Origin of the sequence: Stenotrophomonas beteli, from assembly GCF_001431665.1 — a bacterium.
In the GTDB taxonomy this organism is placed as follows: domain Bacteria; phylum Pseudomonadota; class Gammaproteobacteria; order Xanthomonadales; family Xanthomonadaceae; genus Stenotrophomonas; species Stenotrophomonas beteli.
Map to the genome: position 1 here is coordinate 1 of NZ_LLXV01000052.1, position 12,021 is coordinate 12,021.

The window sequence follows — 12,021 nt, forward strand, 5'->3', positions numbered from 1 at the left end:
AACAGCTGCGCGTGGGTAGGCAGCAGGCCGATCAGCACCGTGGACAGGCCCATGGTCAGCAGCGCGGCGACCAGCGTGGCCTTGCGGCCGATGCGGTCGCCGAAGTGCCCGAACACCGCCGAGCCGACCGGGCGCGCGATGAAGGCCACCGCGAAGGTGGCCAGCGATTGCAGCAGCGCCGCTTGTTCGCTGCTGTCCGGGAAGAACAGGTGCGGGAACACCAGCACCGCCGCAGTGGCGTAGATGTAGAAATCGAAGAATTCGATGGTGGTGCCGATCAGGCTGGCCAGCAGGACACGACGGGGAGAATTCACGGGTGATGCGGCAGCGGTGATCGTCGACATCGGCAACACGGGTAACGGCGGGTCGCCCGATTCTGCCACGGGGCGGTGGTCGCACGGGGCGATGGTTTCAGCCGACACCGATGCCAACGGGGGTGGCAGGCGCCATTGTTCTGCAGGTTCTCGCCCCTGCTCGACCACATTCCGCGAAATGCAGCCGAGCATCGGCTCGGCTCCACAGGTGGGCGCAAGCCCCGGCGCCGTTACAACTGAATCCAGGTGGCCTTGATCTCGCTGTACTTGTCGAACGCATGCAGCGATTTGTCACGCCCATTGCCGGACTGCTTGTAGCCACCGAACGGTGCAGTCATGTCGCCACCATCCCAGCCGTTCACCCACACGCTGCCGGCGCGCAGCTGGCGTGCGACGCGGTGGGCGCGGCCGAGATCGCGCGTCCACAGGCCGGCGGCCAGCCCATAGCGGCTGTCATTGGCCAGGCGCACCGCCTCGGCCTCGTCCTCGAAGCCGAGCACCGCCAGCACCGGGCCGAACACCTCCTCCCGCGCCAGCGCCTGCTCTGGCCGCACCTGGTCGAATACCGTGGGCTGCACGTAGCAGCCGCCGGCCTCCACCTCGGCCCGATGGCCGCCCAACAGCAGGCGGGCGCCCTCGCCCTCGGCACGGGCGATGTCGGCCAGCACCTTGTCCACGTGCGCGGCATCGACCAGCGCCCCCATCGGTGCATCGGCGTCCAGCGGATGGCGGGGCTGCATGTGCTGGCCGTATGCAACCACCTGATGCACGAAGTCCTCGCGGATCGAGCGCTGCACCAACAATCGCGAACCGGCGGTACAGACTTCCCCTGGTTGAAGAAGATGCCCTGCGCCACGGCCTTGGCGGCGGCGTCCAGATCGGGAGCATCGGCGAACACCAGGTGCGGGCTCTTGCCGCCGCATTCCAGCCAGATCCGCTTCAGATTGGACCGGCCCGCGTACTCCAGCAGCTTTGCGCCGGTGGCGGTAGAGCCGGTGAACGCCAGCACGTCCACATCCATGTGCAGGGCCAGGGGCTCGCCGACGCGCGCGCCGTGGCCGGGCAGCACGTTCAGTACACCGTCCGGCAGGCCGGCCTCGGCGGCCAGCGCCGCCAGCCGCAGCGCGCTCAGGGGCGAACGCTCGGAGGGTTTGAGCACCACCGAATTGCCCATGGCCAGCGCCGGCGCGATCTTCCAGCAGGCCATCAGCAGCGGGAAATTCCACGGCACGATCGCCGCCACCACGCCAGCGGCCTCGCGCGTGACCAGGCCTAGTTCATGCGGACCGGTGGGTGCGACCTCGCCGTACAGCTTGTCCACCGCTTCGGCAGTCCAGCTCAGGCAGCGCACCACGCCGGGCAGGTCGATACGGCGCGCGTCGCGCACCGGTTTGCCCATGTCCAGGGTTTCCAGCAGGGCCAGCTCGTCGGCGTGTTTTTCCACCAACGCCGCCAGCGCCAGCAGCACGCGCTTGCGATGAGCCGGGCGCGCCTGCGACCAGTGGCCAGCCTCGAAGGCACGCCGCGCGGCCAGCACTGCGCGCTCCACATCCTGCGCGTCGCAGTCGGCGACCGCTGCCAGCATCCGCCCGTCGATCGGGCTGATGCAGTTGAAGCGTGCGCCGCTGGCGGCGTCGGCGTAGCGGCCATCAATGAAGGCCTGGCCCGGAATCGAAAGGCGCTGGGACAACGCCTGCCAGTGGCTGCGGTCGGGGAAGTCGGCCATGTCGGGCTCCTCGGAACAGTGGCCCTGGTTATACCGGCGTGGCCGCGACTCCGCCGTGACGCAGCTGCGCTACATTCCCCCTATCGGACCTGATGGAGCCGGCATGAAGCGCCCTGAAAGCGACCTGCACGACCTCGCCACCCAGCGCCCCGAGTCACTGGAGGCGTACTGGATGCCGTTCACCGCCAACCGCCAGTACAAGGCCGCGCCGCGCCTGCTGGTGCGGGCCCAGGGCATGCACTACGAAGATGTCGACGGCCGCCAGATCCTCGATGGCACGGCCGGCCTGTGGTGCTGCAACGCCGGCCATGCACGGCCGCGCATCGTCGAGGCCATCGTCGAGCAGGCACGCACGCTCGACTATTCGCCTGCGTTCCAGATGGGTTCGCCGCCCGCATTCGCGCTGGCGCAGCGGTTGGCCGCACTGGCGCCGGGCCCGCTCAACCATGTGTTCTTCACCAGCTCCGGCTCAGAAGCGGTGGATACCGCGATGAAGATCGTGCTGGCCTACCACCGCCAGCGTGGCGAGGGCCAGCGCACGCGCTTCATCAGCCGCGAGAAGGCCTACCATGGCGTCGGCTTCGGTGGCATGGCGCTCGGTGGACTGCCCAACAATCGCAAGGCCTTCGGCCTGCAGCTGGGGGGCGTCGATCACCTGCGCCACACCCTGGACCTGCAACGCAATGCGTTCAGCAAAGGCCTGCCGCGCCAGGGCGCGGAGCTGGCCGATGACCTGGAACGGCTGATCGCGCTGCACGACGCCTCCACCATCGCGGCGGTGTTCGTCGAACCGGTCGCCGGTTCCGCCGGGGTGATCCTGCCGGCGCCCGGTTACCTGCAACGATTGCGCGAGCTCTGCGACCATCACGGCATCCTGCTGGTGTTCGACGAAGTCATCACCGGCTTCGGACGGGTCGGCATGCCGTTCGCCGCGCAGCGCTTCGGCGTGACCCCGGACCTGCTGACCTTCGCCAAGGGGGTCAGCAATGGCGCGGTGCCGCTGGGCGGCGTGCTGGCCAGCGACGCCGTGCATGCAACCCTGATGCAGGCACCGCCACAGGCCATCGAGCTGTTCCATGGCTATACCTATTCGGGGCATCCGCTGGCTTGCGCCGCGGCGCTGGCGACGCTGGAGGTCTATGCGGAGGAGCGCCTGTTCGAGCGCGCCATCGAGCTGGGCGAGTACTGGCAGGAACGGCTGCATGCCCTGCAGGGCCTGCCCAACGTGATCGACATCCGCAACTTCGGCCTGGTCGGCGCGGTTGAGCTGGCGCCTCGCCGCGATGCGCCGGGCAGCCGGGGCTATGAGGTCTACCGGCGCTGCTTCCACGACGGCCGGCTGCTGGTGCGCTGCACCGGCGACATCATCGCGTTGTCGCCGCCGCTGATCGTGGACAGGGCGCAGATCGGCCAGATCACCGGCACCCTGGGCGAGATGATCCGGGCCACGGCCTGAGCCTGGGCCGGCGGCAGCGAGCGGGTACAATGGGCGGTTCCGCTCCTGCTCGCTGTCGTGCCCATGGATATCGTCGTCAAAGAAGAACTCAAGGCCTATATCGACCCGCTGACTGCGGACGAACATGACGCGCTGGAGCGCAGCATCCTGGCCGAGGGCTGTCGTGACGCGCTGGTCCTGTGGGGCAACGTACTGGTCGACGGCCACAACCGTTTCGGCATCTGCCAGAAGCATGGCCTGCCCTTCAACACCGTGCAGAACACCCGCTTCCAGAGCATGGAAGACGTGCACCTGTGGATGATCGAGCAGCACCTGGGCCGTCGCAGCGTGTCCGACTTCCAGCGCGGCGTTCTGGCCCTGCGCAAGCGCGACATCCTGGCTGCCCGCAAGCAGGTCGAGCAGGCCCAGCTGCAGCGCGAAAGTGATGGAACGGCCGACGTCACCGACGGGGGCGGCGAAGACAGCCCGCCGTGGGAACCGGCACCGAAGATCAGCCGCGCCGAGCTGGCCCGCGAGGCCAAGCTGAGCACCAGCCAGGTCGGCATGATCGAACGCATCCATGCCCAGGCCGCGGCCGAGGTGGTCGAAGCGGTCAAGGCCGGGGTGATCTCGATCAGCGCGGCAGCGGCGGTGGCCGATCTGCCCGAAGAAGAACAGCGCGCCGCCGCCGCCGGTGGCAAGGACGAGCTGAAGCAGGCCGCCAAGCGCGTGCGCGAATCCAAGCGCAAGCCGCGCGCAGCGAAGCCTGAACCGGCCGAGATGGATTTCGAGGAGGCGGATGAGGACGAGATTGCCAGCCGCGATGCCGAAGTACTGTCGGCGCTGGAGCAGCTGGGCGAGGATGCCCCGGCGCTGCGCCGTCGCGTGGTTGCCCTGACCCGCGAGAACGATACCCTGCGCGCGCAGCTGGCCGCGCTGCGCAAGCAGCTCGAAACGCTGTAACGGTCGCGTCACGCCGCTGTAGAGCCGAGCCTATGCTCGGCTGCTCTTCGCTCGAGTCCCGCAGCCGGGCATGGCCCGGCTCTACAGGCAAGCGTCACCGGGCTGCGGGTAGACTTCCGGCATGACGCCAGCCCACGATCCGCGCCGCGCCCAGCTGCGGCGCCTGAAAGCCCTCGCACTGGGCCTGCTGCTGTTGATGCTGGCCGGTTTCGCGGTCAGCCATTGGCAGGGTGAGCGCGGCATATGGGCCTGGGTCTCGGCCTTCTGCGAAGCAGCGGCGGTGGGTGCACTGGCCGACTGGTTCGCGGTCGTGGCGCTGTTCCGGCGGCCGATGGGGCTGCCGATCCCGCATACCGCGATCATCCCGCGCAGCAAAGAGCGCATTGGCGACAGCCTGGCCCTGTTCGTGCGCGACCAGTTCCTGGAGCCGGGCGTGCTGCTGGCCAAGCTGCAGGTGTTCGATCCGGCCAGCCGCCTCGGCAGCTGGCTGGCCGACCCGGCGCGCTCGCGGATGCTGGCCGACATGGCCCGCGGCTGGGCGCTGCAGGCGCTGGATTTCTTCGACGAAACCGCCGTACGCCGGCAGCTGCATGCCTTCGTGGTGCAGCAGCTGCGGCAGTGGAATGCCGCCGCCACCGCCGGTGAGCTGCTGGCCCTGCTGACCGCCGATGGGCGCCACCAGCGCGTGCTGGACGAGGGCCTGCAACGGCTGGGGCGCTGGCTGGAGCAGCCGGAAGTGAAGGAGCGTGCCTCGCAGCTGATCGTGCGTTACATCCAGCGCGAGTGGCCCACCCTGTCGAGCACGGTGAACTGGGTCAAGCCGATCGACGAAATCGGCGACAGCCTGGCCGAACGCCTGGCCCGCGCGGTGCTGGAAGAGCTGCAGCAGGTGCTGGCCGAGCCGCAGCATCCGCTGCGCCAGGACTATGAGAGCTGGCTGCAGAATTACGTGCAGCGCCTGCGCGAGGACCCAGCCCTGGCCGAGCGCATCGAACAGCTCAAGCAGGAAATGATCGACCACCCCGCCCTGCAGGACTACGTGCAGGGCCTGTGGGCGCGCATCCACGCCAGCCTGCGCGCCGACCTGCAACGCGCAGACTCGGCGCTGGTTGGTCACCTGCAGCGCAGCCTTGCCTCGCTGGGCAGCAGCCTGCAGGCCGATCCCGCGCTGCGCGACGCGCTGAACCAGCATCTGCTGGAGGGCGCGCAGCGCCTGACCGGTCGCCTGCGCGAAGGCGTGACCACGCACATCGCGCAGACCGTGAAGGGCTGGGACGAGCGGCATCTGGTCGAGCAGCTGGAACTGAGCGTGGGCCGCGACCTGCAGTTCATCCGTTTCAACGGCACCTTGGTGGGCGGCCTGATCGGCCTGCTGCTGCACGCGGCAACCGTGGTGTTCAGGTTCTAGCCGCCAGCGCTCCCCGGCATCGTCATGCTTGATTCATAAAATGCGAATGCCTATCATTTACTGATCGGTTGTGCGCTTAGCCAAATGGCACGGAAACGTGCCCATCGCCCGTGTACATCCCCGGCTTCTGGGCTGCCCGCCCGCGCGGGACGTGCCTCGTGTCGATGGGACACGCGGGGCAACGTGCGCAGGGCGCAGGGGGCCGCGGACGCATTCCATCCCTTCTCCAACCTGCAGGACCCAAGTGGACCGCTCGCCCGCAACCGCCAGCCCCCGCACCTTCTTTTCCAACCCGCGCTGGGGCGTGCTGTCACGTTCGTTGGCCGCGATCTTCGGCGGCTATGCGCTGGCCTCGATGACCAGCGTGTTCTGCGCAGTGGCGTTGCCCGGTGCGCGCGGCCAGACCGTGCTGACCGGCATGCTGCTGGCGATCCTGGTCGCCGCCTGCGCCGCACTGTGGGCGTTCGCCACCCGCAGTGCGCTGCGCGCCTGGGTCGGCATCCTCGCACCCACCCTGCTGATGGCGGCCATTGCGCGCATGCTGGGGGCCTGGGCATGAAGAATGGATTCCGCCAATCGATGGCCTGGCTGCACACCTGGACCGGGCTGCTGGTCGGCTGGCTGCTGCTGCTGATCTTCATGGCCGGCACCGCCAGCTATTACCGCGAGGAAATCAGCCGCTGGATGCGTCCGGAGTTGCCCTCCAGCGCTGTCAGCATCGACGTCGCCGCGCAGCGCGCGGTGGACTACCTGCAGGCCAATGCCAGCCAGGCCGGGGCCTGGTTCGTCACCCTGCCGCAGCCGCGCAACCCGGCCATGCAGATGTTCTGGCGGCTGCCACCGGAGCTGGCCGACCCCAGCCGCGGCCGTCGCGGCGGCTTCGGCGATGCCACGCTGGACCCGAACACCGGCCAGGCCCTGAAGGCGCGCGAAACGCGTGGCGGTGACTTCTTCTACCGCCTGCACTTCGACCTGCACTACATCCCCGTGCTGTGGGCGCGCTATCTGGTCGGCTTCTGCGCGATGTTCATGCTGGTGGCGATCATCACCGGCGTCATCACCCACAAGAAGATCTTCAAGGACTTCTTCACCTTCCGCAAGGACAAGGGCCTGCGTTCCTGGCTGGATTTCCACAATGTCAGCGCGGTGATGGCGCTGCCCTACCACGCGATGATCACCTACACCGGCATCGTCACGCTGATGATCATGTACCTGCCGTGGGGGGTGAAGGTGGCCTACCCGCAGGACGAAGACAAGTTCTTCTTTGAAGCCTTTGGTGGCATGCCGGAGGTGACCGCGCCGGCCGAAGGACGCGCCACGCCGCTGCCGATCGCGCAGTTGCTGGACAGCGCACGCGCGCACTGGCACGGCGTGGAAGTAGCCGGATTCACCGTGTCCAACCCGGGCGCGGCCAACGCGGTGATCGACATCCGCCAGCGCGACGGCAAGCGCCTGTCCACCGACACTCCGGCCTTGCGCTACGACATGGCCAGCGGTGCGCTGCTGGAAGAGACGCCGCCCTCGGGGGGCGCCACCGCCACCCGCGGCGTGCTGTACGGCCTGCACCTGGCCCGCTTCGCGGACTGGGGCCTGCGCGCACTGTTCTTCCTGTCCGGCCTGGTCGGCTGCCTGATGGTGGCCAGTGGCGTGGTGCTGTGGGCGGTGAAGGAACGGCCAAAGCATGCCAAGAGTGGGCGCACCGGCTTCGGTCTGCGCCTGGTCGATGCGCTGAACATCGGCACCGTGGCCGGCCTGCCGATCGCCTTCGCCGCCTACTTCTGGGGCAACCGCCTGCTGCCGCTGGACATCGCCGAGCGCTCCAGCGCCGAGGCCAACGTGTTCTTCTACGCCTGGGGCGCGGCACTGCTGGCCGCCTTCATCTGGCCCAAGCGGATGACGTGGGCCTGGCAGCTCTACCTCGGTGCAGCGGCGTTCGCGCTGGTGCCGGTGGTCAACGCGCTGACCACGCACGCGCACCTGGGCATCACCCTGCGCACGGGTGACTGGGCGCTGGCCGGCGTCGATCTGTCGATGATCGCGTTCGGCGCGATGCTGGCGCTGTGCGGCTGGCGCATGCAGCACTGGACACCGCCGTTGAGTGCGGCCGAGAAGAAGAAGCGCGCCGCCGCGGCGGCGGCACCGAAGGCATCGGCGGCGGCGACCGGAGCGGAGGCCAGCGCATGATGCTGCTGGCACTGACGCTGTCGTTCTCCGCGTTCACTGCATTGTCGCTGGCGATGGAAAGGCACCAGCACGACCTGCATGGCAAGGCTGCTGCCACGCCGGTACGCCGCACGCAGTGGCGGGTGCTGGGTTGGGCGCTGCTGACGATGGCGTTCGCGCTGTGCGTGGCCGACCACGGCTGGGCGATGGGGCCTGTTCTGTGGCTGGGCGCAATGACCGTGGGCGGCGTGGCGCTGTCGTTCGGGCTGTACCCGTACCGGCCGAAGTGGATCGCCCCCCTGGCGATCACGCTGCCGGTGCTGGGGCTGATGGTGGCGTTGCTGTAGCAGAGCCACCGGGGTCGGATCCCTTGTGCGCAGCGCAAGGACTCCGACCCCGGGCGTTGCGTTACCCCAACCGCTTCAGTTCCCACGCGCGGTGGATGCGCGCGTTGCGTTCGAAATCCGGGCCGAGGGTGCGCGCGGTGATCTCGCGGCACTGGGCGAATTCGGCGATGGCGTTCTCTTCCAGCTTGAAGCGGCGGAAGTTGTTGGAGAAGTACAGCACGCCCCCCGGCGCCAGCCGCGCCACGGCTGCACGCAGCAGCTTGATCTGCTCGCGCTGCACGTCGAAGTCGTCGGCGCGCGCGGAGTTGGAGAACGTCGGCGGGTCGCAGAAGATCACGTCGTACTGGCCACGGTCCGCTTCCAGCCAGGCCATCGCATCGGCCTGCACCAGCAGATGCTGGTTGCCGCCCTGCCCGTTCAACGCTAGGTTGTCGTAGCACCACTGCAGGTAGGTGGCCGACAGGTCGACGCTGGTGGTGCTGGCCGCACCGGCCACCGCCGCCTGCACGCTGGCCACGCCGGTGTAGCAGAACAGGTTGAGGAAGCGCTTGCCCCGCACCTGCTCGGCCATCATCCGGCGCAGCGGGCGATGGTCAAGGAACAGGCCGGTATCCAGGTAGTCGAACAGGTTCACCTGCAGCAGCGCGTTGTTCTCGCGCACCACGATGAACTCGTCGCGCTGTTCGAAGCGGCCGTACTTGCTGCCGCCCTTGCCACGCTCGCGCGACTTCATCGACACCTGTTCCGGCGGCACGCCGAATACTTCACGTGCAGCGGCCAGCAGTTCGTTGCGGCGGCGGCGGACGTCGTTTTCCGGAATCGCGGCCGGTGCCGCGTATTCCTGCACATGCAGGAAGGTGCGGCGCTTGCCGCCGTCTTCCTCGTAGACGTCGATGGCCGCCGCGTACTCCGGCAGGTCGGCATCGTAGGCGCGGAAGCAGGTGATGTCCTCGCGCGCGCGCCAGCTCTTGAACTTCTTCAGGTTCTTGCGCAGGCGGTTGGCCACCATCTGCGCGCCTTCGCTCAGCTCACGCGGTTGCGCCGGGTCACGGCCCGGCACGGCGATCGGATCGCAGACGATCAGCGCGCATTCCAGGGCACCGTTGAACATCTGGTACTTCTTGCCCGCACGCAGGCCGGTGGCAAAGGCCAGTTCATCGTTGCCGCACAGCAGGCTGGCGCGCCACTGCGGCACCGCCTTCTGCAGGGCATTGCCCAACGCGCGGTACAGCGCCGGGTCGGCCGCCAGGCGCTCGTCGTAGGGCGGGTTGCAGACCACCGCGCCGATCTGCTGCTCCGGCGCGGCCAGGTCGGCCACGTCAGCACGGGTGAAGCGGATCGCGTGGGCGACGCCGGCAACCTCTGCATTCTCGCGCGCCGCCTGGATCGCGGCCGGGTCGATGTCGCTGCCGTGGATGACCGGCTTCAGCGCGGCCAGGCCGGCCGCTTCGCGTTCGCGCGCTTCGCTCTGGAGGGTCTTCCAGGCGGCCTTGTCGAAGCCCAGCCAGCGGCTCGGCGGCAGGCTGCCATGGCGCATCAGGCCGGGAGCGACGTCGGCGGCCATCAGCGCACCTTCGATCAGCAGGGTGCCGCTGCCGCACATCGGGTCCAGCAGGCCACCACCGGCGGCGTGCAGGCGCGGCCACTGCGCGCGCAGCAGCAGCGCGGCGGCCAGGTTTTCCTTCAGCGGTGCCTCGTGGGCGGCGCCCCGCCAGCCACGACGGTGCAACGGGCCGCCGCCGAGGTCGATCGACAGCGAGGCACGGCCCTTGCGCAGCGACAGGTTCACGCGCACATCCGGCAGGTCGGTGTTGACCGAGGGCCGTTCCAGGCCTTCATCGCGCATGCGGTCGACGATGGCGTCCTTGATCCGCTGTGCGGCGAAGCGCGCATGGGTGATCTTGTCGCCGGACACGTGCGCGTCCACCGCCAGGGTCATCTCCGGCGTGATGTGCTCGTGCCACGGCAGCGCGCGCACACCGTCGTACAGGGCCTGCTCGTCCGGGCAGTCGAACTCGTCGATCGGCCACAGCACGCGGCTGGCCAGGCGCGACCACATCACGATCCGCAGCGCCTGCGCCAGTTCGCCCTCGGCGTTGACGCCGGCAATGGTGGCAGTGGCCTTGCCAAGGCCCAGGGCCGACAGCTCATCGGCAAGCAGGTATTCCAGGCCCTTGGCGCAGGAGACGAAGAATTTCACGGGATCGGTTCGCAGGTGGTCGGGCGCGGCACAGGGGCCAGGCCGGTCGGAAAGGAGGGCCGCAAGCACGGCCAGCAGGCCCGCGCCGGGGGCGGCGGGGCTGCCATTGTAGTCAAAGCGGGCGGGCGCGCCGTGCGCCCGGGCTTCACAGTTGCCGCAGCAGGCGCTCGAAGGCCTGCGCGGAAGCCTCCACGTGGCGCTCCAGGCGATGGCCGTCGTCGACCAGCAACAACTGCGCCGCGCGCGCCTGCGCCCACGCGATTACCCCGGCGGCCGGTACCACCTCGTCATGCCAGGCCTGGACCACGCTGGTCGGCACCGCGGCGGCGTCCAGCGCCGGCATCGGGCCCATGGTGGTCGGCGGCACCATCAGGAACAGGCCAGCCACCGGCACCTGCAGCGAGGCGATGGCGGAGATGTAGGCGCCCAGGCTGGAGCCGGCCAGCACCACCGGCCCCTGCCGGGCAGCGATGGCGGCGCGCTCGACCAGGCGGCGCAGTCGGGTCGGCACGTCGCCCACCCGGCTGACCTCGCTCATCGCGTCCAGGTCGGTGTAGTCGGGGCGCTCGTGGCTCCAGCCCAGACGCTGCGCCACCTCGGCCAGCGCGGTGACCTTGGTCGCCTCCGGGCCGCTCTCGAAGCCGTGGGACAGGATGCAGTGGCCGCGGCTCATGCGCGCGCTCCGGGGCCGCGGGCCGACGAGCAAAGGGAAGGCAGGTTCATGCCGCAATGCTAGCATCGCCGGATGCCCAACCCGCTCCTGCCCGGCCTGCAGCTGCAGCCCCTGCCCTACCACGACCGCCTGCCGCTGCGCGATCCGGCCACGCTGGAGATGGTGGTGATCCACTGCACCGAGCTGCCCGACCTGGCCATGGCCCGTGAGTACGGCGAGCGCGTGCTGTACGAGAGTGGTGCCGGCAACAGTGGCCATTTCTATATCGACCGCGATGGCAGCGTGGTGCAGTTCGTGGCGCCGGAACGGGTGGCCCACCACGTGCGCGGCATGAACGCGCATACGCTGGGCATCGAACTGGTCAATACCGGGCGCTACCCGGACTGGTTCGACAGCCGCCACCAGGCGATGGATGAGGCCTACACCGAAGCGCAGCTGGAAGCGCTGGAGCGGCTGCTGCTGGCGCTGGCAGCGCGCTACCCGTCGCTGCGGCGGATTGCCGGGCATGACCAGCTGGATCTTGAGCAGGTGCCGGCCAGCGACGACCCGGCGCTGATGGTGGCACGCAAGCGCGATCCGGGCCCGTTGTTCCCGTGGGCGCGGGTACTGGCGAAGGTGCCACTGCATCCGGTTGGATAAGCGGCAGGCTGCGCCCTGCACCCGCAGAGGCAACGGCAACGTCAACGTCAACGTCAAACTCTGGCATTCCGTGGGATGGCGGGGTGGGTCCGGTTGCGGGGGACGCCGTGAACCCGTCCATGGGGGCTTGGCCGCGGCATCCATGCCGCGGAC

The 12,021-nt window shown here is 69.1% G+C and carries 10 protein-coding genes and 1 pseudogene; 7 read left to right on the plus strand and 4 right to left on the minus strand.

Going from position 1 to position 12,021, the window contains the following annotated elements:
* A partial coding sequence (locus tag ARC23_RS13445; protein WP_152985271.1) for an MFS transporter occupies nt 1-344 on the minus strand: 344 nt, incomplete at its 3' end.
* A 200-nt stretch (nt 345-544) separates the two neighbouring features.
* Nucleotides 545-2,040: pseudogene (locus ARC23_RS13450) on the minus strand (aldehyde dehydrogenase).
* Nucleotides 2,041-2,143: 103 nt separating this feature from the next.
* On the opposite strand from ARC23_RS13450, the gene aptA reads away from it, so the two are divergent.
* The 6 genes from aptA to ARC23_RS13480 all read left to right on the plus strand — a co-directional run bounded on the left by aptA (nt 2,144) and on the right by ARC23_RS13480 (nt 8,356).
* Nucleotides 2,144-3,496 carry an omega-aminotransferase AptA gene (gene aptA / locus ARC23_RS13455; protein WP_057497662.1) on the plus strand — a complete coding sequence of 451 codons (1,353 nt, stop codon included), beginning with the start codon at nt 2,144-2,146 and terminating at the stop codon, nt 3,494-3,496.
* Nucleotides 3,497-3,559: 63 nt separating this feature from the next.
* Nucleotides 3,560-4,438, plus strand: coding sequence for a ParB N-terminal domain-containing protein (locus ARC23_RS13460; RefSeq protein WP_057497663.1), 879 nt, complete (start codon nt 3,560-3,562; stop codon nt 4,436-4,438).
* 121 nt (nt 4,439-4,559) lie between these two features.
* Nucleotides 4,560-5,846, plus strand: a complete 1,287-nt coding sequence (locus ARC23_RS13465; RefSeq protein WP_057497664.1) for a DUF445 domain-containing protein — start codon at nt 4,560-4,562, stop codon at nt 5,844-5,846.
* A 244-nt stretch (nt 5,847-6,090) separates the two neighbouring features.
* On the plus strand, nt 6,091-6,405 hold the full coding sequence (locus ARC23_RS13470) for a DUF3649 domain-containing protein (RefSeq protein ID WP_057497665.1): 315 nt from the start codon (nt 6,091-6,093) through the stop codon (nt 6,403-6,405).
* Nucleotides 6,402-8,030 (plus strand): PepSY-associated TM helix domain-containing protein, encoded by a 1,629-nt coding sequence (locus tag ARC23_RS13475; RefSeq protein WP_057497666.1) that lies wholly within the window; start codon nt 6,402-6,404, stop codon nt 8,028-8,030. The genes ARC23_RS13470 and ARC23_RS13475 overlap by 4 nt, the downstream gene beginning before the upstream one ends.
* Nucleotides 8,027-8,356 carry a DUF3325 domain-containing protein gene (locus ARC23_RS13480; protein ID WP_057497667.1) on the plus strand — a complete coding sequence of 110 codons (330 nt, stop codon included), beginning with the start codon at nt 8,027-8,029 and terminating at the stop codon, nt 8,354-8,356. The genes ARC23_RS13475 and ARC23_RS13480 overlap by 4 nt, the downstream gene beginning before the upstream one ends.
* 61 nt (nt 8,357-8,417) lie before the next feature.
* Here ARC23_RS13480 and rlmKL read toward each other — a convergent pair whose 3' ends face one another.
* Nucleotides 8,418-10,556 carry a bifunctional 23S rRNA (guanine(2069)-N(7))-methyltransferase RlmK/23S rRNA (guanine(2445)-N(2))-methyltransferase RlmL gene (rlmKL, locus tag ARC23_RS13485; protein ID WP_057497668.1) on the minus strand — a complete coding sequence of 713 codons (2,139 nt, stop codon included), beginning with the start codon at nt 10,554-10,556 and terminating at the stop codon, nt 8,418-8,420.
* 145 nt (nt 10,557-10,701) lie between these two features.
* A complete protein-coding gene (locus ARC23_RS13490; RefSeq protein ID WP_057497669.1) occupies nt 10,702-11,229 on the minus strand; it encodes an alpha/beta hydrolase in 528 nt (175 codons plus the stop codon).
* A gap of 72 nt (nt 11,230-11,301) precedes the next feature.
* Here ARC23_RS13490 and ARC23_RS13495 point away from each other — a divergent pair, with 72 nt between their 5' ends.
* Nucleotides 11,302-11,868 (plus strand): N-acetylmuramoyl-L-alanine amidase, encoded by a 567-nt coding sequence (locus ARC23_RS13495; protein ID WP_057497670.1) that lies wholly within the window; start codon nt 11,302-11,304, stop codon nt 11,866-11,868.
* Nucleotides 11,869-12,021 lie beyond the last annotated feature (153 nt).